Raw genomic sequence first — 23,380 nt, 5'->3', positions numbered from 1 at the left:
TACGGCGGACTTTTGTAAGTGCTCAGGGGCTCGCGCGGTCGCCTTCAGCCGCAGCATCTTCTCATGCCGCGTACCGCGTGCTGTGCAGCTTCATTCGAGTGCGTGGGCAGTGGTCAGGTGGTCGGCTTGTTGTGTTTGCGGATGAGTTTGGGTAGTTCGGTGAGTGAGTTGAGGTGGAACAGGCAGCGGTCGCTGATCGCTGTGTCGTTGAGGATGTGTCCCCAGGGGCCTCGGCGGATGAGTGCGGTGGGGATACCTGCTTCTTGTGCTGGTCGGATGTCGTTGTCGAGGCGGTCTCCGACGTAGAGCACCTGGTCGGCTGGGCAGCCGGCTTCGGTGACTACGCGGTCGAAGAAGGCGGGGGAGGGTTTCTCTACGCCCCAGCCGTCCGAGGTGCCGATCACGTCCACTGGGAGGTTCAGGGCGCGCAGGATGGTCTCTGCGCGTGCTGTCTGGTTGCCGGCGAGGCCGACGTGGAGCCCTGCGGCGCGTAGCGCGGTCAGGCAGGGGCGGGCGTCGGGGTGGAGGTCGTCTTCGGTGAATGATTCGGGTTGTCCTGCTGCGGTGCGGCGTTGCCGTTCCTGGGTCAGGTTGAATCCTGGTCGGAAGACCTGGAAGGTTTCCCGGTAGTCGAGGCCGCGGGCGATGACTGCGCCGAAGACGGCGGAGAAGGTGTGGCGTGGTACGCCGAGCCAGTCTGCCCAGGTGCCGTACTCGCGGGACTCGTCAACGATGGTCTCGCCCACATCGAAGAACACGCTGGTGATCACCTGGCGATTGTGCCGTGTGCCCTTCGGTAGATCAACGTGCGCCCTCAGCCGAGCCGAGCCGCTTGGCGCGGTGAGGGTGAAGTACTACCCCGTGGCGCTGGGTGACCGTCTTCGACCTTGCTGGCCGGTGGGCATGAGGAGGTGGGATCGGCCCAATCGTGACCGCTCGATGTGGGACTGGGGCGGCGGCAGGCCGTGCGCGTGGTACGAGGCGGCCCCGAGATTGGTGGTTGGGGGGCGTAGGTCGGCCTGGTCTCTGAGGATCACACCGGCAAGCTGGGCACCAGAAGCCGCGTCGGGCGCGGTGTGAGAGGCGGAGGTCGTCTGCGTCTCGGTCATGCGAACGGGCACTCTCCGGGCTCGATTCCTGGCCCGCAAGTGTTCGTCGGGTCAGAAGATCGTCTCATTTAGTGAGACGTTTGCGAGCGTTGGTCAAGATTTTTCTGCCTGTTGCGGGCGTGGATTTGTGCCGCTGGGGTCCAGTGCGGGTCGGCGGGTGTCGGTGCGTCCGGCTGGGTCCGGAGACGTCGTGATCGGCTGCTGGTGGCGCTGGTTGACAGGGTGCTGCGGGGGAGGCGTACTGGTACGGACGTGACCGCGTGGCGGTCTGTCTGCCGGGTCCAATCGGCCAGGCTGGCGACGTTCCAGAGAGGAGCGTCGCGGGTCGTTCGAGGCTCGGGGTTAGCGGATCGTCGTTGGTTCTGAGTGGTAGGGGGTTCGCGATGAAGGTTCTTTCTCCGGCGGGTTGAGTCGACGCCCTACCGAGCCGTGATGTCGACGGCTCCGCGGCATATGTCCCCCGCTGCGATGCGCCGCCTGCCGGTGTGGGGGTGTGCTGTCCTGCTTTCGTAGCTGCTGCCGCCGTTCATGCTGCCGCGACCGCCTTTCTGGTGGTCGTGTCGGTCGTTGCTGTCCTCATCCGCCCGGGTCGACCGGGATGCCCGGTCGGCGTGTTGGTTGGCAACTCCACAGTGCGCTTCTCCGTAGTCCGTCGCACTGGCTGTGGCTGTGTATCCCTGCGGCGTCGTGAATGTCGTCGCGCATTCTCATTGTTCTCGATCAAGGAGTTGTTGTGTTCGTGGTTCATTCCGTGTCTGTGCGCTTCGGCTCGGTGCCGGTGGCGGTGACAGATCCCGTTTCAGTGCCCGTTGCGGGGCCCGGGTTGGCGTCGGTGTTGAGGTCAGTCTTCGACCAGACGCCGGAACGGACCCCCTGTCGTGTCTCACACCGCTGGTCAGGTCGGCTGTCAGCCCTGCTGGCTTGTCCTGCGACAGACCCTGCATGGTCCCGGGTCTCTCCCCCTGGGGCTGGCATTCCCTACAAGAGGGGAGGTGGTGATCGGTGGATGATCCGGTCCTTCGGGTCCAGTCCCAACTGACCGCCCGTGACCGTGTGCTGTTGGGCTGGCTCTACGACCACGGTGTGTTGACGTCGTTCCAGCTCGCGCATGCCCTGTTTTCGTCTCTGGATTTTTGTCAGCGGCGGTTGCGGACGTTGTACCGGTTGCGGTTGGTGGCGCGGTTCCGTCCGCAGCGCGCTGACGGTGGCTCGTACCCGTATCACTACGTCATCGATCAGCTCGGCGCGGAGGTCGTCGCCGCTGGTCGTGATGAACGTCCGCCTCGGCGTGATCATGCCCGGGTGGAGCGGCGCCGTTGGACGTCGAGCCGCACCCTGGAGCACCGCCTGGGGGTGAACGGTTTCTTCACCGGCCTCGCCGGCTACGCCCGCACCCATGCTGATGTGTGGTTGGGGGAGTGGTTGTCGGAGGCGGAGTGCCAGCGGTCGGGGGTGTTCACCCGGCCGGGGGATCCGGCTCTGGTGCGCGCCTACCAGCCCCGGGTCCGTCCGGACGGCTACGGCCTATGGGTTTCGGGTCGAACGGTGGTGCCGTTCTTCGTGGAGTACGACACCGGTGGTGAGCCGCTGTCGGTGCTGGTCCGCAAGCTGGTCGGCTACCGGGAGTGGTTCGCGGCGATGGGGCGGGCGTGGCCGGTGTTGTTCTGGCTGCATTCCGCCGCCCGGGAACGCAACCTGCGCCGGATGTGGGCCGAGACGCCGCCGCTGGTGCCGGTGGCTACCGGTGCCCGCGACCACGCGACGACGGCGGGCCTGTGCCCCGCCGAGGCGGTATGGGCGGTGGCCGGCGGTGACGGGCGACGTTCCACGTTGGCTGACCTGTCGGCCTGGGTCCTCGACGACCGTGACCCGACCAGGGAGGCGGCATGACCGACGACACCTCCCCGGACCTCTTCATCGTGCGGTCGGCGTGTGCGACGGTGACGACCCCGGAGCCGTTCTGTCACTGGTCTGTCAGCGTCTCACCGGAGGCTGCTGACAGACCGGTGACAGCACCGGACAGCCCTGACAGCGAGCGGACCGAGGTATCGTCCCGGCGCCTGCGTGGCCGATCTGCGGACCGACCCCGGACCGGGCCATCCACGGTCCTGGTCAGGCACGCCAGGACCGTCCGCCCCCTGGTCCGGTCCACACGTACGGGCGGGCCGGGCGTGCTGGTGGTCCGGCCGGGGGAGGTGGTCGGCCACGACCGCACCCGGTGATCCGAACGCCGGTCCGGGACGAAGCCCAGTGGAGGGGTTCGTTCAGGTCGTGATCATGTTGGCCATTGGTGGGGCGGCGGGTGCGGCCAGCTTCACCCATGTCCACAACGTCGCCGCTGCTCACGGTCAGCCGGGGTGGTTGGCGTGGGCGGACGCGATCGTGCTGGAGCTGATGTCCATCGCTTCCGGTCTGGAACTGCGCCGCCGCAAGCGGGCCCAGGTGTCGGCGGTGTTCCCGGCGGCGGTGTTGGCCTGCGCGGTGGCGTTGTCGCTCGCGGCGCAGGTCGTGGAGGCCGAGCCGTCACCGATCGGCTGGACCGCCGCGGCCGTGCCCGCGCTCGGGTTCCTGGTCATGGTCAAGATCGCCCTCGGCTACACCAACACCCCACCCGAACCCACACCAGCCGGAACGAACCCGCCCACCGCCCGACCAGCGGACCAGCCCATCGCCACCGCAAGCCAGCTCCCGGCGGACCGCACCGACGCCCAGCCGTCCCTGCCGACCGGGGACCGGCGTCTGCCCGCGCGGACCGTCCACCACCCCACCAACCACCCGGACGCCAGACCGGACCACTCCCAGACCGGGGGACCGGTCGGCCAGCGTCGGCCGTCGCGGCGCGGACCGTCCACCCACCCCACCGACACCGAAGCCCTACTCCTAATCGCCAGGCACGCCCAGGAGGACCTCGCCGCCGAAGGCCGGACGCTCACCCGCGCCGCCCTGGCCACCGCGCTGCGCGCGACCGGCCACACCGTGTCCAACACCCGCGTATCCCAGCTACTGAAGATCCTCAAAGCCGACCAGGCCCCACCAGCCCCACCCATCGACCAGCGGACTCCCGAACCCGCCGACACCAGCACCCTGCCGGCAGCACCAGAGCCCGCTACGCCTACCACCTCGCGTACCTCTGCACCGCTTCCACCGCAGTCAGGAGATCCGACACCGTGAACGCCCACACCACTCCCACCCGCGACACCCAACCGACCAGCTCATCCCCGTCTACCAGCGTGCCGTGGACCGCCGAGCGGATCCGCGCGCTCGGCGTCGCCACCACCTTGCCCACCGCGGCCGCGGTCCTCGGTATCAGCCGCTCCCAGGCCTACCGCCTCGCCGCCACCGACACCTTCCCCACACCACTGATCCGCGCCGGCACCCGCATCATCGTCCCCGTCACCGGCCTCCTCCGACTCCTCCTCCTCGACCAATCCGCCCCGGACCCTGCCGGTGGCCGGCGACTTGATCCCGCCGTGGTGTCGAGCGTGGATGCAACGACCCCGCCACCAGCGGACTACACCCGCCACCGCTGGCGGCACCACGTCGAGCACCCCGGAGACGACCAGTGAAAGGCTCCATCTTCAAACGCTGCGGCTGCCGCGACACCACCACCGGCCGCCGCCTGGGACGCTCCTGCCCTGACCTGCGCAGGCCCGGCGGCGGCTGGTCCCGCAACCACGGCCAATGGCACTGGCAGATCGAAATCCCCGCCCGCAACGACGGCACCCGCCGCACACTGCGCCACGGCCCCTACCCCACCCAAACCGACGCCGACACCACCCTCGACCGCATCCGCGCCGCCCTCGCCGTCCCCGACCCCACCGACCCCCACGCCACGACCAAAACCGGCGACCTCATCGAAACCGCCGTCAAAACCGGCGCACCCATCCCCACCCCCGACCAGGTCCGCCGCACCCTGCACCTCGACATCACCCCCACCGAACTACCCACCATGGCCGACTACCTCACCGACTGGCTCGCCGGACGCAAGAACATCAAGAAAGGCACCCTGCGCTCCTACGAAGGCCACATCCGCCTCTACCTGATCCCGCACCTCGGGCACCTGCGCATCGACCGGCTCCGCCCGGGTCACATCGACGCCATGTACGAGGCCATCGCCGAACGCAACACCACCATCACCACCCTCCGCGCCAGCCGCGACCCCGTGAAACGTGACCAGGTCAAGAACCAGCGGATCGTCGGACCGAGGACGATGCACGTCATCCACGCCACCCTCCGCAAGGCACTCAACGACGCGATGCGCCGCCACCGCTACCTCGACACCAACCCCGCCCTCCTGATCGAACTACCCCGCGCCCGACCACCCAAGCCCACCATCTGGACCGACCAACACATCCGCACCTGGCGCGACACCGGCAAAACCCCCAGCCCCGTCATGATCTGGACCCCCGAACACACCGGACGATTCCTCGACCACACCCACGACGCCGGCGACCGCCTCTACGCCCTCTACTACCTCATCACCTTCACCGGCCTCCGCCGAGGCGAAGCATGCGGACTCCACTGGGACGACCTCGACCTCGACGCCAACACCCTCACCGTCCGCTGGCAACTCGTCCAACAAGGCTGGGCCACCACCATCGACACCCCCAAAACCACCGACAGCGAAGCCACCATCGCCCTCGACACCGAAACCGTCGCTGTGCTGCGCGCCCACCGCGCCCGGCAACACCGCGAACGCCTAGCCGCCGGAGCGGCCTGGACCAGGAACGGATCGGTGTTCACCACCCCGACCGGCGGTCGGCTCCACCCCGCCGACGTCACCGACCACTTCCACCACCTCGCCACCCAAGCCGGACTACCACCCATCCGGCTTCACGACCTCCGCCACGGCGCCGCCACCATGGGACTCGCCGCAGGCGTCCAGATGAAAGTCATCTCCAACCGACTCCGCCACTCCAGCCCACACTTCACCGCCACCTTCTACGGCGCCGTCCTCCCCGAACTCTCACACGCCGCCGCCGAAGCAACCGCCGCCATCGTCCCCCGCCGCGGTAGCACCGCAAGGCCGGCATAGTTCGCAGTTTCGCCTCCATCAGTCGCGTAGGGCTGGCCGACGACGCTGTCGGCCGGCCCTACGCGGTCTTCGTCAGCGCAGCGTCTGCCGGCCTGCTCTGGCTGATCCGGTTCCGCAACGTCTTGTGATGCAGACCAGGTTGTCGTACTGACGGATCATCGACCGGCGTCCAGATCCGGCGGTCGGTCTGGGGCGAGGGCGACCTGCAGGTCGCGAGGTGCGATCCCTCTGGGGAGCCAACCCCTCGAGCGCTTCGTGACCGTGTGCTTGGTCGACGCCCCTGTCAGCTCAGCAGCGTCCGGGCGCGTTGACTCGGCTTGAGGGTCGTGACTTTGAATGGACAGTTCTTGTCCGTCAGCAGGGCATATGCGTCGATGGCCCGGGTGGCGGCATCTTGAGCCTGGTCGGCAGGCTTCACGCCGCGTCCACGGTTGCGGAACAGGGCGCCGTAGAAGGCGGAGCTGAACACGCCGCTCTCGTGCCAGCCGATGATGGAGGAGGTGCCCACGTAGGTGACCTCGCCCTGGAGGCAGTCCCGTACCGCCTTCTGCCACGCGCCGGTGCCGGTCTTGCAGCCGTCCGCGATGATGGCGCCGGTCGAGATGCCTTTGCCCCTGTCTGCCGCGACTTCCCCGAGCTGCTCGAAGGACACGGTGAACTCGCCGTCCGTACTGGTGAACGACGGCGTGACGCTGTGGTCGCCATGGGCCATGACGTGTAGGACGTCGCATGATGAAGTGAACGCGGACAGCACGGTGTCGGGATCACGTGACCGAACAAAGTCGATTTCTACGATCGGAGCTTCACAACCGGCGTTGATGTTCTGCAGTGTCGACTGGACGAACGTCATCGCAGCATCGAACGACGAGTCCAGCCCGATGTCGAGCAAGGTCACTCTTCTCGGCCTCATCCACGACCCTTCCTGACGCTTGCATGGTCGACATGGCCTGGAAAGGGGATGGACGAACGACCGTAGTGACCGTCACCCACGCCGCTTTACCGACTCGTTCCGGCCGCCCCGATCTCCCATCTGACATCGGGCGCGGCTTCCTTCCCAGGCCTCCTACTCAGCTGTCAGCTTCGCTGCACCACTATCAGCTGATCACGTGCCCGGGTCGCCGCGACGTAGGTCAACGATCGGGCCCGAAGATCCGCGTCCGCGCGCTCGGCAGGGTCCAGCAAGGCGAGGCGTTCCATCTCGGCCGGCGATGGTTTACCTGCGGCCAGCAGGACCTTGGAGAACTCGGTGCCCTTGGCACGGTGCATCGTGAGTACTGGTACCCGGCCTGCCGGTGGGCGGTCGCGGTCCACGGCGCGGGCGTCGATGCCGGCGTCGGTGAGAGCGGTGACGACGCGGTCGCGGTGGTACCGGTCGGGGACCAGGACGGCGACGTTCTCGAGCGGATCTCCGGCGTCGAGCCAGGTGCGCACGTGTCGGACGACCGCTGCTGTCTCTTCGGCAAGGGAGTCGACGAGTTCGATGATGGGCATCGGGCCGGTGCGGGCCGATCGGTAGCCGGTGCCTTCCGGCTCGTCCTGCAGGTCGACGTACTGGCCGCCGCCGAGGATCGTCATGGCGTAGTGCAGGTTCTGCGCCGTGGTGCGGTAGTTCAAGGTGAGCCGCTGGGAACGGCCGACGATGGCGACGCCGTACCGCCCGAGCACGACGCGGGTGCCGTAGATGCGCTGGTGGGAGTCCTCGGCGATGAACAGGTCGTCGGCGTGCTCCCCGACGACGGCACGGAGCAGGAGCCAGTGGGTGGGTGAGAGGTCCTGCCCTTCGTCGACGAGCACGTGATCGGCGGGACGCGGGTCGGTGACCGTCAGGTGCGCTGCGGCGACTGCGGCGGCCTCGGCGAAGTCGAGGCCGCCGTCGGCCCGACAGCGGGCCCGGTATGCCTCGACGAGTGCCCAGACGGCTCGGCGTTTGGCACGGTCCAGCGCGACGCCTCGACCCGGTCGGCGTACCCGTAGATAGCCGACCTCGTCGTGCACCTTGTTGGGTAGGACGACGTGCGCGTACTCCGAGGCGAGGAACGTCTCGTTGGCCAGCTCGTACGGCAGCATGGTGCCGGTCGATTCGACGACCTCCCGCCAACGATTCGGTGCGGTGCGGGCCAGCGGCGTCGACCGCTCCTCGCCGAGGACCTCCCGCATCGCGGGGGCAAGGCCGCGACCAGCGGTCCGCAGCACTGCGGAGGCGAGCGCGTCCACACCCGTCGCGTACACGCCGGGCTGGTCGAGGGCCTTGGCCTGTGGCACGCGCGGGTCGAGCTGGCCGAGGCTGTCGCCCAAGGCGTCCGCGAGGTTGGTGGTGAAGGTGGTCAGGATGATCCGGGCGTCGGGGTCGCGGCGGGCGAGTGCGCGGGCCCGATGGACGAGCACGACGGTCTTGCCGGTGCCGGCTCCGCCCGAGAGCCGGAACGGGCCACTGTACGAGCGGTCGACGTAGCGACGCTGCTCGGGGTGCAGGAAGATTCGCCAAGCACCGAAGTCGCCACCTTCGATGACCCGTCGTAGTTCCTCCTGGTCGTCAATGAACGCGTACTGCAGCGCGGCGGCCGGATGTTTGAGTGATTGCAACACGTCGGCATCGTCGTCACCGGACGAGGAGGCCTTTTCCAGCTGCATCCGTCGGACGATCGTGTCGATGTCGTCCCCTGCGGCCAGGTCGACCAGGATGGTGCCGATCCAGCCCTCGTACCGCTGTGCGAGGTCGAGGATGCCGTCCTCGTCGGAGGCGGCCGCGGCCTGGGTGACGACGTCTTCGGGGAGCCCGAGCCGCTCGACGAGTTCGCTGTGTTCGTGACCGAGTCGGACGAACAGCGGCTTCGTGGACCTCGTCGTGGTTTCGTCGGGAGGTGAAGTCGGGGTTGGGGAAGGCTCGATCTCTTCGATCTGGGGTAGGCCGTTGATCGGGTTGACCCTCAGCCGTACGCGTCGAGCGATGCCGATGGCGTCGTCGTGTGGCCAGATGCCGTGGATGACGTAGTGGGTTTCACCGTCGCCGTCGAGGCGGAACATGACGGCCCGCCAGAAGTCGTCAACCCGCCCGGTGCGAACCCGTGGGTCGATACTGTGCTGGATGGGTTCGACGTGCAGGCCCGGGGTGGCGTCGTCGACTCCGAGCTTCTGCAGGAAGGTCATCGCCTTTCCACGGACCGAGCCGTCGATCTTGCTGGCGAGCTTTCCCATGATGATGGTCGGCATCAGTGTCCTTCGTCCGTCTCGACGGCAGCGTGGGCCAGGGCAGCGACGACCTCGGCGGGCGTGGGCGCCACCAACCGCCAGCCGTGGCGGGCCAGGTCGGCGCGGTCCTCCGGCGGCATGTGGGGAAAGGCCACGGCGACGCGCAGCGTAGGCCAGCAGATGTCGAGCGGAATGCCGTCGGGGCCCTCCGCGCCGACTGTCGGTGGTGTGACGTCGTGGTTGGCCAGGGAGCTGATCAGTTCCTTCTCGTCCTGGGAGAACGCGGCCTCGTACACGTCGGCCCAGGCACCCACCGGCCGTAGCGGCTCGGCCGTGTCCGGCCTGCCGGCGATCGGCTCGACGAGACTGGTCGTCGTCACGGCGGTCGGCCAGTCTCGTGGACCGAGCGCGTTCGCGAGCCGCAACCAGGCACGCCACGATTCGGCATGTCTCTCGTCGAGCATCTCGGACCGGTCGTCGAGCACGGCTGCGACCTCGACGCCGGCGGTGTGCCTCATCTCGACGACAGCGGCGAGGGAGCCGCTGCGGTGCAGGTGAACTCGGCGTTCGCCGACGGGCGATTCCTCACCGAGCAGTGCCGCCCGGCCCACCTGGGCGAGGGTGACGTCCGAGGCGACCTGGAGCGGTTGAGCCCCGGCGGACAGGAACATCGGCACGGCACGCGCGGCGGCCCGTGCCGCAGCCGGGTTCGGGTCGAGAACCCAGCCGACCAGCCAGTCGACCATCCCTCGACCCAGTGCCTTGTACGCCTCCGGCGGTGCCTGGAACCCCGGTACGTTCATCAGGCTGCCTGCCAGGGCGGCATTCCACCACTGCGGCGCGGTGTGGGTGCCGGTTTCGGCAGCGGCGATGTCGGCGCTGGTGAGGGCGACCACCACCATGCCCAGGTCACGCAGGTGGGCACGCTTGGCGGCATCGTCCGCGAGCCGGTTCACTGTGGCGGTGGCGTGGTAGGCCCGACCATCGGTGAAGACCGCGACGTCGGGCACGTTCGTGTCGTTGGCCTTGAGCAGGAAGTCCGGCCGCGAGTTGGCGACGTTCACCTGTGGCGTCAGGGTCCAGTGCCGGGGTGTGCCGGGCAGGGTGAACCGGGCGACGTTGCCGACCGGGGAAGGCGTCTCGGTGACCGCCGCGCCGCTACGGCGTAGCCGGCCCAGGAACACCCGGTGGAACGCACGCTCCAGATGGGACTCCGGTTCCTCGTTCGGGGCCACCTTGGTCACCGTCCAGGTCGTGTCCTCGGCTGTGTGCACGTCGGGAGCCAACCCGAGCAGGGTGTGTAGGTGCCGTTCGGCCGAGGCCCGCGAAACCCGGCGGACGACTCCCGGTGAAGGGAACGGTAGCAGGCAGCGATGGCAGGCCAACCGCTCCTCGAGGCGGCACTCGCAGTCCCGCACCCGGTTCCAGGCAAGGACCAGCAGCTTCCTGAAGTCGTCCGGACCGGCGATGCCGGCCAGATACCCGGTACCGCCGGGAACGGTGTCGTGCAGCAGGATCGCGTCGTGGTTGTCGTTCCCGTCCGACAACGTCGGATCGACGACCTGCTCGACCCGGATGTGGTCGGGGTGGCCGCCCATCTGCTCGCGCAGGCCCAGCAGCAGCGCTGCGGACAGACTCGGTACGGCGAAGTCGTCGCCGAGGGTGACCGTATGGGGCAACCGGACCAGCAGACCCTGGGTGCGCAGTGTCCGGGACAGCGCGACGGTGCTGGTCACCTCGCTCACCGAAGTCCGGTGCGGGCACCAGGGACGGTGCTCGTGCGGCCGGTTGCGTCCGGTGTCGGTGTCGCGTTTCCCGCAGCCTGAGCAGACCCGGAACAACGTTCCCTGCCGTTCGGCCCCGGCGATGGTACGGGTCGGACCGTGCCCGGCCGGGCCGAGATTGAGCCAGCGGATGTCGACCGAGCGAAGGAGGCTGCAACCCAGTCCGATGCCCTCGGCGAACCATCGGTCCGCCACGTCGTCCGGGTTCACGTCGACGGTGGTCACGATCTGGAATGCGACCCGGCCCCGCTCGTCGCGGCGGTCGGAGATGGCCACCTCGTCACGCCGCAGTTCGGCGGAGACGCGGGTGAGTTCGACTACGTCGAGGCGTTGACCGGTGTCGTGGATTCCCCGGCTGCCGCAGCGTGGGCAGGTGACCGGGACGATTTCCCTCCCGGTCAGAGCCAGATCCGCGGCGTACCCACAGTCCGGGCAGAACGCCCAGGTGCGGACCGACGCCCCGTCCAGGCCGAGATCGACGGCGTCGATCTCGATCTCCCAGCCACGGGCGTAGAAGGTGGCTCCGGGCGCGAACTCTCGAAGGGCGTGTGCCGAACCCCGCTGGAACTGGGCACTGTCGTAGCGGTACTTGGCGTCGTCCGGGTCGATCCACGACAGACCGACGTCCAGGGTGACGGTGTCGTCGAGCAGTGTGTAGTTGGGCAGTAGCCCGTACTCCTCCAGGACACCGATCCAGTAGCTGCTACGCAGATGAGCCAGCTGACCACTGGTCATCTGCCGGGTCGCCTGTGCGGACCGTAGCGCCTGCCGGTCGTCCTCGGTCACCGCAGGTGACTGCGCCCGCGCCTCGAGTTCCGGAAGCAGTTCGGTGATCTTCGCTCGGCGCTGTTCGAGAACCGCGACCGTCTGCTGCCAGCGCCCGCTCGCCTCCTGCAGGTGCCGGGCGAATCCGCTGCTGCGTGGGCCGGCCTTCGGCACCAGCCAGTCTCGCAGCCCGTCCACCACCTCGCCGGGTAGGTCGGCCAGCGTCGCGACGAATCGGGCCAGATCCTGCTCCCACGACTGCTCGGCCCGCAGGACCAAGTCACCGAGGAAGGTGCCCGGCGCGCAGGACCCGATGGCCCCGGCCGCCCTGCTCGGATGCCGGCGACCCTGCTCCCGGGCCGACGCGTCGATCAGGTAGGCCGTGTACTGACGGCGCAGGATCTCCTCGGCGGCCAGGTAGGTCGCCGGTGGTCGCACCTCGCCGTCGATCACCGACAGCGGGTCGCCGAGCTTCGGCAGGTGCTCGCCGCGACCGGTGACGAACGAGAGGTCGAAAGCGTTTCCGGTGAGACGCCCAGCCCGCCCGACCCGCTGCAGATAGGAAGCCACCGTACGGGGCAGCGAGGCGAGGAACACCGCCGACAGGTCGCCGATGTCGATGCCCATCTCCAGGGTGGGCGTCGCGACCAGCACGTTCGGCGCCTGCGGGCTGGTCGCTGCACCCCGGAAGCCGTCCTCGTACGCCAGACGCGTCGCGTCGTCGAGCAAGCTGGTGTGCTCCCGGGCGACGACCCGCCGCATGTCCGGCGAGGCGTAGAGGCGGCGGTAGAAATTGTCGGCCGGCAGCGGCTGAGGCTGCAGGCGTCCACGGCACCGTACGTTCAGGCAAGGTGCCCCGGACAGCTGGACGACGGTGGCGACGCCGCCGGGCATGCTGCCCCGGCAGGTGTCGCAGACCAGCAGGTGTCGCCCGGAGGTCAGGTCGGCCTCGTCCGTCGGGGCCACCACCACCCCGGAGGCGGGCAAGGCGTAGACGGTGGCCCCGGACTGGCTGGTCGTCGTGGTCAGCACACCGTCACGGGCGAGCCGCTCGAACAGCATCCGGGCGAGCCGGCCACCGTCGAGGGGCGAGACGTCGAGCACCCGCGACGTCCAGCGGGCGTACCAGGACTGAGAGGCGGTCACCGGGTCCAGGTGGGAGTAGTTGGTCGGCCCCGGCGAGCCACCCACTTTCGGGTACGCCGGTCGCGGCCGGTCGCGGGGAAACGCCGGCATGCCGTCCCCGCGGGGCCGGCCACCCCAGATCGACCAGTCGCGGCCGTCCTCGGCGCGGTAACGGTCGAACCACGGATGCTCGATCGCGCCCTGTACCCGCATCCGGTCCAGCACACCGCGCACCCACTGCACCAGGACGTCGTCGCCGACGCCGGCCGACCCCAGACGCTCCTGCCAGGCGGTGCCGTCGAGGGCGGCCCGGGCCAGGCCGGCGATGCGTGCCGGAAGACCCGCCTCGACCTCGACCGCCACGGACCCGGTCAGCTCCAGCGTCCGGCCGATGCGGGAGTTCAGCCCGAACTCCAGAGCGGCGTCCAGGGCCAGCCGCTTGCGTACCCGCGAGTGCACCGACGTCTTGACGGCCCGCTGACGCGGCGCCTGCCAGAACGGCGTGAACGACTCCCGGTCGGCGCAGTCCGGTGCCAGGACCCGGTAGCGCCGGACCGGATCGTCACCCGCCTTCGTCAGCACCTCCTCCACCAGCCGGTCGAGCGTCAGCGCCCCCTCCGCGACAGCCTCGTGCAGCACCGAACGCATGGTCAGCGTGTGCGAACGGGCCTGCACGAAACCGGCCCGGTGCGCCGCGTCCTGCACCGAGTCGGTGAAGACCAGCGCCTTCTTCTCCTCGGAGGCCAGCTTCGGCGCACCGAAGAGGGTGGACAGCGACACTGACAGCAGGGTGGCGATGGCGCTGCCCAGGAACCGGATGCCGTCCTCCTGCCCGCACGACGGGCACGTGTCCTTGCGGCTGAGCTCGTCGGCGGCGTCCCCGACGTTCGTCAGCACCGGCAGGACCCACCCGTCACGCAGATCCGGATCGTCCACGTCGACCGTGCCCAGCAACTCCCGGCTGCGCACCGCGAACCACACCAGGCCCTCGACCGGCGACTCGTCGTCGGACCGGACGGCGGCCTCGGCCGGCGCGTACAGCAGGGGACGGAACCGGCCCTCCCGGGCGGCGTGCTGCCGACGGATGCCCTCGTCGTCCGGGCCCAGGCTGTCGCCCACTGGGGCGAGCCCGACCCCCCACCCGGACCGCCCGCAGTGCCGGCAGAAGATCGCCGGGAACGAGGGGCGAGCCTCCTCGGCCTCGTCGCCCGCGACCACCGGCCCGTCGTCACTCCACCGGAACCGCGCCGTGGCGGCCGCAGCCCGATCGATGCGGGTCAGCTCTCGCACCCATAGGTGCACGTCGACCGAGAGCGCACCGCCACCGACGACCTTACGTACGTGCCCGAGCATCGCCAGGACCTGCGACAACGCCGCCTCGGCCTGCTCCGGCTCGGCCTGCGGACCGAACACCTGCAGGGTGAGGTCACTGAGCGCGACGGCCTGACCGGCCGACCGCGCCAGCTCGATCACGAGCGGATGCGCCCGGCACAACGCCGACAACGACTCCGGCGCCGCACCGGCGAGCTCGTCGCTGGTCACCCCGTACAGCAGCCCGAGTACGGCGTACGCGGCCTCCGCGCCGGAGGCGTCCAGGCTCACCTCCGGGAGCGGCCGGATTCCGGCGGCGCGCAGCTCGTCGAGGCTCTTCGGTGTGAACCCGGCCGGGGCAACCGCCTCGGCCGCGCCGTCGGCCCAGTCCGCCAGGCCCAGCCGCGTCTCGGTGACCACCGACGTGGAGTCGAAGCGCTCTCCGAAGACGGTGTGGGCGAACTCCCGCATCACCGACGGGTCACCCTTGTCACCGAGCGTCGCCGAGGTCGCGACCGGCGTCATCAGGCCCAGCGGCCGGGACCGGGCGGCGTCGTCGACCAGCGGATCGTCGTCACGCCAGTGACTCTTCAGCGCCAGCCCCAACCGACGCAGCAGCATCGCCACGTCGGTACCCTGCGCCCCGTCGTAGGTGTGGAACTCGTCCAACACCAGGTAGCGAAGGCTTGTCGCCGACTGCCGCCACAACTCCTGGTCCTCGGCACGCAGCAGCAACTGATCGAGCATCTTGTAGTTGGTGAGCAGCAGGTCCGGAGCGGTGTCCCGGATCGCCACCCGGTCCGTGATCAGCCCATCCGGGGTGACCGTGGTGCGGGTGGCGCCCTCCTGCCCGGTGTAGAGCGCAGCCGTCACCCCGGCCAGCGCCGAGTGCATGGTGAGCAGGCGGGTCAGTCGCGCCGCCTGGTCGTTGGCGAGCGCGTTCATCGGATACAGGATCAGGGCCTTCGTGCCGGTCACCCCGTCCCGCCGGGCCCGGATCACGTGGTCGAGGATCGGATGCAGGAACGCCTCGGTCTTGCCCGAACCCGTACCGGTGGTGACCAAAGTCGGCAACGGCCGACGTGGCTCACCGCCCACTGCCGACGCCAGCCGGGCGAACGCCGCCGCCTGATGGCCGTAAGGCGGGAAACCCTCGTACCACTCCAGGCTGTTCCGCCACCCCTCCTCGGCGGGCCGGAACGGCAGCCGCAGCCGCACGTAGGGGCCCTTGAACATGCCCGTGCCCGGGTCGGAAAGGAACCGGTCCAGGCCGTCGCGTGCGTCGCCGTCGGTCAGCCCGAACGTCGTCGTCAGGTAGTCGACCAGACCTTGCCGAATTCGGGCCGCCTGGAAGGTGGGCAGCAGTTCGGTCACGAACGCTCCCGCAGCCGCTGCTCGAACACGGCGTACGCCTGCCGCATGTCCGCCTCCCGATCGAGGGTGACGAAGGGCAGTTCATAGGTGTAGGTGTAGCCGGACTGGTTGGTCGCGGTCCGCTCCTCTGCGGTGATCCGGTCGCCCTTCCTGCGCCACACGGTGAGCACCGAATTTGGCACGAGCCGCCCGTTGACGTCGTAGAAGTAGACGTTGCGGTCGTAGCCTCGCAACACCGCGAACTGGGTCCGATAGATCGAGCACAGCTCGTCGGCGGTCAGCCCGAGCATCAACGCGACCAACGCATCGATCTCGACCATTGCCTGACGCCGGTCTGCGGCGATCCGCAAGGGCGTTTCGACGGTCCACTCCGGGCCGACCTGCTCCAGCGGCTTCCGCCGCCGATGCGCGAACCCGCCTGCCCAGGAGTCCTCGGCGAATTCTTCCTCATAACCGTCTAGCCACAGGTCCACATAAGCGTTTGTCACACAGTTAAGCCTCAGTGCGCGCAGGATCAGTGAATCACGGAATCGAGTGTCAGTGTCGATCCATGGCAACCTTGTAATGCCGGGACCGCGGATGTCGCCCTTCGGGGCAGTGCGCGTCATGAAGTCGCTAATCAAGGAGCCGAGAATGGCCTGGATCAAGACTGCATTGCCAGCCGACCCGTTTGGATCTCCAGCAGCGAAGACTCCGTCAACGTGAGCGGCTCCAGGCGGGATGATGGCCGGGATTAGGGTGCGCTCACCTTGGTTGGCGGCCATGCGGCGCCAGGCGATGCGGTAGTGGTCGCGGGCGGGGTCGGGATGGTCCTCGTCACCCCAGTCGGTGTAAGCGCAGTCGTATTCGTACCGGTCGCCGATGGGCTGGTAGGCGGTGGCCGGGATCTTGTCGGCCGGCAACTCCTCGAAGTCCGTCACCGACCAGTCCTGATTGTTGAGCATGGTCTTGTTTGGAGTCTTGTAGAGCGGCGTCGCCACGAACAGGTGTGGCCCTTGCAGAATCACGTCGTCCCAAGACGCCGGCACCGCCCACTCCGACTCGAAGTATCCCTTCGTCCGATCGTTCTTCTCGTGCCATCCGGCGGAGAATCGCAGATCCAGCTCACCGATTCGCGGTGACTGAGAGAGCTTCTTCAGTACGGCTGCGCTCGACCGGTTCACCGCATACACCATCCGGGTCTGCTGGACTGGCGCATCGCTGCTTTCCATGGTGGCGTGCCAGGCGCGCAGGGTCTCGTCGGTGACGTGGGTGATGCGCGACCCGTGTGGGCGTAAGTCCCAGTTTCCATTGTCGTCCTTGAGCCCCGGCTCCGACCCGGAACCGTCGTGGACGAGTGATCGCAGCGCAGTGTCGGGGTGGTAGAGCCAACTCGCCTGGGTGAACGCTGTTGCTTCCTGCCGAGAGCCGTGCACAGTGATGCCGTAGTGCTTGTGGTCTTCGATCTCGAAAAGCCTGAGTTCGTTCACGAAATGCCAATGGCGGCGAAGGCGTAGATAAAGCTCGGACCGGAGTGAGCCTGCCTTCTCGTCGGTGAAGTGCGAGTTGAGGTGGATCATGCCGAGCATGCCTCGCACCGAGCCGTGTCGCCACATCACCTCCATGAAGCAGCGGTAGAGGTCGGGTTGCAGGCCGGCAAGGTGCGGGTACTGCTCGGGAGCGCCGACGAAAGCCGCCGTCGACGACACGTCCGCCGTGCCGTCGATGACGAAGTCCGTCATGCCGGGCAGGGCGAGGGTGGTGGACCGTTTCGCGGCGACCTCCGCTTGGGTCGGCTTGAGGGCGAGCTGCCACCAGGGGTCACCTTCGGCGAGCAGCGCATCGACGTCAGAGCGGGGTCGGACCCACGGTGGGTTACCGACCTGGAGGTCGAAGCCGCCGCCGGCGAAGACCGTTGCGAACTCCAGGTTCCAGTGAAAGAAGCCCTGTCGTTGGGCGATCCGTTCGCATACCACCAGCCATGGGTGCTTCTGGAGAATCTCATCGATGGATTCCGCGCTGGCGAAACCGATCTCCAGAGACTCGGCTTCGTCCAACTCTGCCCAGCTCATGCCCGCACCGAAGCGCAGCTCGACCGGCTTGCGCTTGTGCACGTCCGGGTTGCGACCGAGTAGCGCCTGCAGGCCGGCGATCCATTGTGCGGCCGTGGGCGGCTCGATCACCTCGCCGTTCACGGTGGCGAGGGTGTCGGTGAGGGGCCAGAACCACAGGGCGGTCCAGGCGTCCATCGCTCGGCGTAGCCGACGGTAGGCGCCATTCTGGTCGGCGAGCGCCGTCTCGATCTGCTCGCGAGTCACCGCTCCACCGGCGGGCAGCTCACCCATGCCCCAGACTGGGATCGACCGGCGAATCTGCTCCTCGGCGATGGTCAGCCGCCGGTAGGCGATCTGCCACAGGGTCTCGACCCGGTGCGCGAGTTCGGTGTACGCGTCGACCTGGGTCTTGGTGGGTTTGTTCCGTGTGCCGGTCCGCCATCTCTTTAGCTTCTTTGCGGCGTCCGGGGCGAGGGCCGCGGCCTCCTTCGCGTCGGCGGCCGAGCCCCAGCCGTCGGCAGGCAGCAGGAAGTGGTGGATGCCGTCGGTGGCAACCCGGCCGGCGTCGATGTCCTCGACCAGCGAGGTCAACGGCACCTCCTGCGGCACGGCTCCCAGCCAGGACTTGTCGGCGACCTGGCTGCGGCGGTACACGGCGCGGCGGGCGCCGATCAGCGAGTTGCCTCGGCGCAGGTGCAGGCCGAACCACGGTGCGGACAGGCCCTCGACCATGGTGTCCAGCCAGAGCGAGATTTCGGCCAGCTCGACGGCGGTCTCGTTGAGGTCGACGCCGTAGACGTTGTGCAGGGCCAGGTACGCCTTGACCTCCTGCAAGCGCTTCGGGTACTCGTCGGGGTCGATACGCTGGTCGAGTTCCTTCTGCCGGCGCTTGAGGTACTGGTCGGCGAGCTGGCGGACCGCTTCGATGGCGAACGCGCCCGAGCCCAGCGCCGGCTCGCAAATCGTCATGGTCAAGACTTGCTCGGCGGGAGTCTCGTCGGTGAGCAGTTCCTCCAGGGCCTGCCCGACGGTGAAGCGGGTCAGCACCTCGGGGGTGTAGTAGGAGGCCGACTGCTGGCGCTCCCGCCCGGCGAGGCGGAACACGAACGAACCCTGCTCGTGCACCACCGGGCGGGACTCGCCGGTCACCGGGTCGATGGCCTTCACGAAGTGGGTGGCGGCGATGCCGCCGGCCCGCTCGACCGGGACGACCCACGATCCCTTCGAGCCGTCGCCGTTCTTGGCCACCTCGTACAGGTCCGTGTCGGCGAAGAAGCCGGTGTAGGACATCAGGCCCTCGTAGACCGCGCCGAGCTGGTTGATGCCCAGCTCGGCGTACGAGATGAAGCCTCGGTCCTTGCCGCGCTGCTCCTTGCTGAGCAGCAGGTGGGCCAGCACCTGCTGGACGGCGACGTTACCCAGGCCGACCTCGTCGATGTGGGCGATGGCTTCGGGGCGGAACAGGTCGGCGCGCAGCGGGTTGAAGGTCAGGCCCGGGATGCTCGTCGCGTCGTCGTCACCGGAGGCGGCTGACGGGTGGCCCTTGTCGACGAGGCGGAACAGGACTCCCAGCGACTCGTAGAGGTGCGTGCCGTTACGGGCTCGGGGGGTGGCCAGTTCGACCTGCACGAGTTCGCGGAGCCGGTCGAGGCTGTAACCCTGGTCGTACTCGGGGGCTCCGACCGGCAGCACGCCCAGCTCGGGGGAGGCTTCGGCGTAGAGCAGGAACAGGATCCGGTAGAGGAACCGCAGCGACTGCCGGGCCAATGGCTGGGCTTCGGATTTCGGCAGCTGCGGCAGCCCTTGGGCACGGCGGCGGGCGATGACCTCGTTGGCGACGATCTCGATGGAGAGGCGTACGCCCTCGCGTAGGTCCTGGGAGACGCCGACGGTGTGTTTGATCGACGCCTCCAGCACGCCGTGCCACCACAGCTTGCCGTCGGTGTCGGGGGCGATCGACTCGGCGCACAGGCAGGCCAGCGCCCGGTCGACCTCGCCGCCCTTCTTGGTGTCGTTGCGTTCGCAGACCAGTTGGATGTCGACGGCGAGGTAGCGGCCTTCGGCCCAGCGTTCGCGTTCGGCGAGCAGCGCCCACCGACCGGCCAGCACCAGCGCCAGTTCCGGGGCGTCGTCGGCGACGAAGAGGGCGGACAGCAGTCGGGCGACGCTTTTGACGTCCTCGCCGTCCTCGGTCAGCCGGACCGGTTCGTCGAGCGTCACCGCGTCGCGGGCGAGCAGTTCCTCGACGGTGGTTACGGGCAGAGCCGTGAGGACGACCAGCGGCGCGGGTCCGGTCACGCCGACCGAGGAAACACGGGTGACCGGCCCGGTTTCGACGGTGACGAACCCGGGCGCGTCGAGTCCGAGGACGGTGCGCATCGTCGTGGCGACGCGGGCGGGTGCGCCGTGGGCTGTCCGACTGCCAGTTTGCTCGGTGGCGGCGGCAGGGTCGAGCAACTCGGACAGGGTTGCCAGGTCGCTTTCCAACTCCTTGCGGGCGGCGAGGAAGCGGGACCGTGGTGTCGGGCGTTTCTCCGCGTCCTCGGCGTCCCACGCGGTGCGGCGTTCCAGGACCTTGGCGCGGAACGATTCTCTCGTGGCCTCGGTGGTGAAGTAGTGCTCGGAGATCCAGCCTTCGCCGACGAGGATCGCGTCCGACCCGCTCACTCGTTTTCGCCTTCCGTGTCGGGCACGACCACCAGCAGTGGGCGTACCAGTTGTCGGGACGGTGCCATCGATTCGGCCAGCTCGCGTTCCTCGTCGATGCGGGCCCGGCTGGCTTGTACGTCGCTGCGCCGGATCAGGACGTCCGCTCCCTCGTCCCACGCGTCGAGCTTGCGGCGCCAGGTCTCGACCCGTTGCTGGGCGTCGCGGCTGGCCGCCTCGAAGACGTTCTTCTCCAGGTAGGCCGCAGCCTGGTGCACCGCAGGCGCGATCAGAGGTTCGAGACTGTCGATCGAGGGCACGGGGCCGGGGTTGGCTCGCGGTGTGGTCCAGCCCAGCTCCTGCAACGCGGTACGGACCGATTCGTGTGGCGTCACCAGGACGAACGACGGGTCCTTCGGGGCAGGGAACTGCGCGGTCAGCCACGCCGTGGAGACCACCTGTCCCCGCTTGTTCGTCAGCGTGCCGAGCAGCAGCACCGTCGGGGTCTCCACGGCGCCGCGTACGGCGAACACCTCGTTGCGGCCGAGGGCGGCCAGGGCCCGGTCGGCGGCCCAGTCGAGGACCGGGTGCAGGGGGCTCAGGTAGTGCGCGTCGGGCCAGGTCGTACCGCTGCGGTCGCGAAGGGCTGCGGCGAGCCGTTCCCGGCCTCGGGCCATGGTCGTGGCGAGCACCAGGCGTTCGGTGACCTTGCGGTCGGCGAGATAGCTCTGCGGTAGCACGTCGAGGCGTTGCACCAGGTCGGTCGGGGGGACGAGTTCCGCGGTGCCGAACGCCTCTTCGCGGCGCCAGCCGATACCGCCGCGGGTCGGCGGCGCGGTGGGATCGACGAACGCCTCCCGCAGGGCCTCCTCCAGGTATGAGATCTCGTCGTCGTAGAGGCCCGAGCCGGAGTCGCCAGCCTCCATGGTGGAGTCAGGGGCCACGGTTTCGCCGGTTGTCTGCCCGGCGGACTCGAAGATCTGGGCGAACAGCGCGGCGAGGTCGTTTCCGGCGGCGACCTCGGCGACCGGTCGGATCACGTCGTCGAGCTGCTTGGTGCGGGCGAGGACGGACCGGATCTCGTTCTCCTCGCCCTTGACGTCGTACTGCCCCATCAGCGAGGCGACGTCACCCAGAGCGGTGTGCGCCTCGTTCTCCTTCTCGATCAGCTTGGCGAGCACGCGGACGTCTCCGGCGAACCCCTCGCTGGCAGGGTCGAGCAGCAGGGCGGTGACGCGAGGCGGGTGCTTCTGGCCGTAGCGGTCGATGCGGCCGTTGCGCTGCTCGATGCGGATCAGGCTCCACGGGATGTCGTAGTGGACGAGCTGGTGGCACTGGGCGTGCAGGTTGACTCCCTCGGAGGCGACGTCGCCGGTCACCAGAACGCGTACCGCCGCCTGCTCCTGCTTGAAGCGCTCGACGACGTCCTGCTGCTCGGCGTCGGTGAGGCCACCGTGCATCAGTTCGACGGCGTTCGCCGGTAGGCCGAGGTCCTTTGGAAGGCTGCGGTGCAGCCAGCGCAGCGTCTCCAGGCGCTCGGCGAAGACCACTGCCCGGGTGGAGGAGCCGGGGCCGACACCGATCTCCTTCAGGTACGCCACCAGCCGGGTGTACTTGGCCGATGGCTCCTGCATTGTCCGCTCGTTGAGCTGTCGCAGGTGGCGCAGGGCCCGCAGTTCGACCTCCGCTCGCTGGGACGGCACCTTCTCGTCCCTGCCGACCCGGTCGATGCGGCCGTCGATCGTCTCCTGGAGTGCGGCCGGTGAGGACAGGAACGCCTTCGCGAGCGTCCAGGGGAAGAACGCCGCGCGCGGTCCCGAGTACGGGCTTCCGCCCTCGCCGGGCCACAGCCAGGTGTGCTCGAGTTCGTCGGCGACCGCGTTCTCGGCCGGGGTAGCCGGCACCAGGACGTTGTTCGGCTCCTGCCGCTCCGCCCAGTCGGCGCCGACGGCGTTCGCGACCTCGGGGCTGTGCCGGTGGCGACGGACGACGAGCCGGCGAACCTCCTCCCGGTCGAGGACCCCGCTCGGTGGCACGGCGGCCGGATCGAGCAGGCGCACCAGTTCGGCGAAGGACTCCGCTTTGCCGTTGTGCGGGGTGGCCGAAGCCAGGATCAGGGCCTCGGCGTTGCGGGCGAGCAGACGAGCGAGCCGATTGTTGAGGGTCGCGGCGTTCGACAGGTTGTGCGACTCGTCGATGACCACCGCGTCCCACCGCTGTCTACGCAGACTGGCCACGTACCGGTCGGACTTGAGCGTGTCGATCGAGATGATCGCCCGGCGGTAGTAGGTGAACGGGTTGCGGGTCGCCGGTAGTTTCTGTCGAACCCGCTGGATGCCTGCGGTGTCGAGCCGCACGAACGGCAGGGCGAACCGGGTCCACAGCTCGTGCTGCATCTGTTCGAGCACGTGGCGTGGGGTCACCACGAGGATGCGGTCGCCGCGGCCGCGACGTACCAGCTCGGAGAGGATCATGCCGATCTCGAGGGTCTTGCCGAGGCCGACGGCGTCGGCGAGCAGGATCCGGGGTCGCAGGTTCGCCGGGTCCAACGCCTTGCGTACCGCCGACTGCTGGTAGCTCAACGCGTCCGCCAGCCCTCTGGTCGCCGCCGACAGCGAGCGTTCGCCGAGGGGCACGGCTGTCTTCCGGAGCGTCGATTCCAGCCAGAGGCGCGCGGTGCGGTATCGAGGGCTGGCGTCGGCCACCACCCGTGCGTGGGCGGGGTCCGACACGACCACCCGGTCCAGCCGGGTGTAGAACGAGGCGGTGGTGTCGCGGACGAGTTCACCGAGCCCCTGGACGTGGACCAGGGTGCCGTCGGCTGTCTCCTCGGCCGCGCGGACGAGCCATTCCTCGTCGCGGACCACCACGACCGATCCTGGTGCGAACGAACCGTGGACGTCAGGCTTGGTTGCCGGCACAGGCGCATGCTCCGTCTTCGAAACCGTACGAAAACGACACCGAACAAGTCTCGGGTCGTTACCCGGCGAAAGCCTAACCGTGCACGAT

10 protein-coding genes are annotated in these 23,380 nt (G+C 68.8%); 4 read left to right on the top strand and 6 right to left on the bottom strand.

Going from position 1 to position 23,380, the window contains the following annotated elements; genetic code table 11:
• Positions 1-113 precede the first annotated feature (113 nt).
• On the bottom strand, positions 114-770 hold the full coding sequence (locus tag GA0070623_RS12245; RefSeq protein ID WP_067303794.1) for an HAD family hydrolase: 657 nt from the start codon (positions 768-770) through the stop codon (positions 114-116).
• 1,341 nt (positions 771-2,111) lie between these two features.
• Between GA0070623_RS12245 and GA0070623_RS12240 the strand changes: the two genes are divergently transcribed.
• The 4 genes from GA0070623_RS12240 to GA0070623_RS12225 all read left to right on the top strand — a co-directional run bounded on the left by GA0070623_RS12240 (position 2,112) and on the right by GA0070623_RS12225 (position 6,144).
• Positions 2,112-2,999, top strand: coding sequence for a replication-relaxation family protein (locus GA0070623_RS12240; protein WP_067303791.1), 888 nt, complete (start codon positions 2,112-2,114; stop codon positions 2,997-2,999).
• Positions 3,000-3,386: 387 nt separating this feature from the next.
• Complete coding sequence (locus GA0070623_RS12235; protein WP_089004306.1) at positions 3,387-4,280, top strand: DUF2637 domain-containing protein; 894 nt, start codon at positions 3,387-3,389, stop codon at positions 4,278-4,280.
• A complete protein-coding gene (locus GA0070623_RS12230) occupies positions 4,277-4,675 on the top strand; it encodes a helix-turn-helix transcriptional regulator (RefSeq protein WP_089004019.1) in 399 nt (132 codons plus the stop codon). Before GA0070623_RS12235 ends, GA0070623_RS12230 begins: the two co-directional genes overlap by 4 nt.
• Positions 4,672-6,144: a tyrosine-type recombinase/integrase gene (locus GA0070623_RS12225; protein WP_067303785.1), complete on the top strand. Its 1,473-nt coding sequence runs from the start codon at positions 4,672-4,674 to the stop codon at positions 6,142-6,144. The genes GA0070623_RS12230 and GA0070623_RS12225 overlap by 4 nt, the downstream gene beginning before the upstream one ends.
• Before the next feature lie 283 nt (positions 6,145-6,427).
• On the opposite strand, the gene GA0070623_RS12220 is transcribed toward GA0070623_RS12225, so the two are convergent.
• The 5 genes from GA0070623_RS12220 to GA0070623_RS12200 form a co-directional block, all read right to left on the bottom strand.
• Positions 6,428-7,039, bottom strand: a complete 612-nt coding sequence (locus tag GA0070623_RS12220; RefSeq protein ID WP_084261118.1) for a hypothetical protein — start codon at positions 7,037-7,039, stop codon at positions 6,428-6,430.
• A gap of 179 nt (positions 7,040-7,218) precedes the next feature.
• A complete protein-coding gene (locus tag GA0070623_RS12215; protein ID WP_067303777.1) occupies positions 7,219-9,354 on the bottom strand; it encodes a UvrD-helicase domain-containing protein in 2,136 nt (711 codons plus the stop codon).
• Positions 9,354-15,692 carry a DEAD/DEAH box helicase gene (locus tag GA0070623_RS12210; RefSeq protein WP_067303774.1) on the bottom strand — a complete coding sequence of 2,113 codons (6,339 nt, stop codon included), beginning with the start codon at positions 15,690-15,692 and terminating at the stop codon, positions 9,354-9,356. Before GA0070623_RS12210 ends, GA0070623_RS12215 begins: the two co-directional genes overlap by 1 nt.
• Positions 15,689-20,392, bottom strand: a complete 4,704-nt coding sequence (locus GA0070623_RS12205; RefSeq protein ID WP_067303771.1) for an Eco57I restriction-modification methylase domain-containing protein — start codon at positions 20,390-20,392, stop codon at positions 15,689-15,691. The genes GA0070623_RS12210 and GA0070623_RS12205 overlap by 4 nt, the downstream gene beginning before the upstream one ends.
• Entirely contained in the window at positions 20,389-23,292 is a 2,904-nt protein-coding gene (locus tag GA0070623_RS12200) for a helicase-related protein (RefSeq protein ID WP_067303768.1), read from the bottom strand. The genes GA0070623_RS12205 and GA0070623_RS12200 overlap by 4 nt, the downstream gene beginning before the upstream one ends.
• Positions 23,293-23,380 lie beyond the last annotated feature (88 nt).

It is taken from the genome of Micromonospora rifamycinica, from assembly GCF_900090265.1.
Taxonomy (GTDB): Bacteria; Actinomycetota; Actinomycetes; order Mycobacteriales; family Micromonosporaceae; genus Micromonospora; species Micromonospora rifamycinica.
This window is presented reverse-complemented; position numbering and strand designations above follow the sequence as displayed.

What these genes read in the sequence shown, in the direction of transcription:
- GA0070623_RS12235 (WP_089004306.1), top strand. Translation starts at nt 3,387, where the DNA reads ATGTTGGCCATTGGTGGGGCGGCGGGTGCGGCCAGCTTCACCCATGTC.
- GA0070623_RS12215 (WP_067303777.1), bottom strand. Translation starts at nt 9,354, where the DNA reads ATGCCGACCATCATCATGGGAAAGCTCGCCAGCAAGATCGACGGCTCG.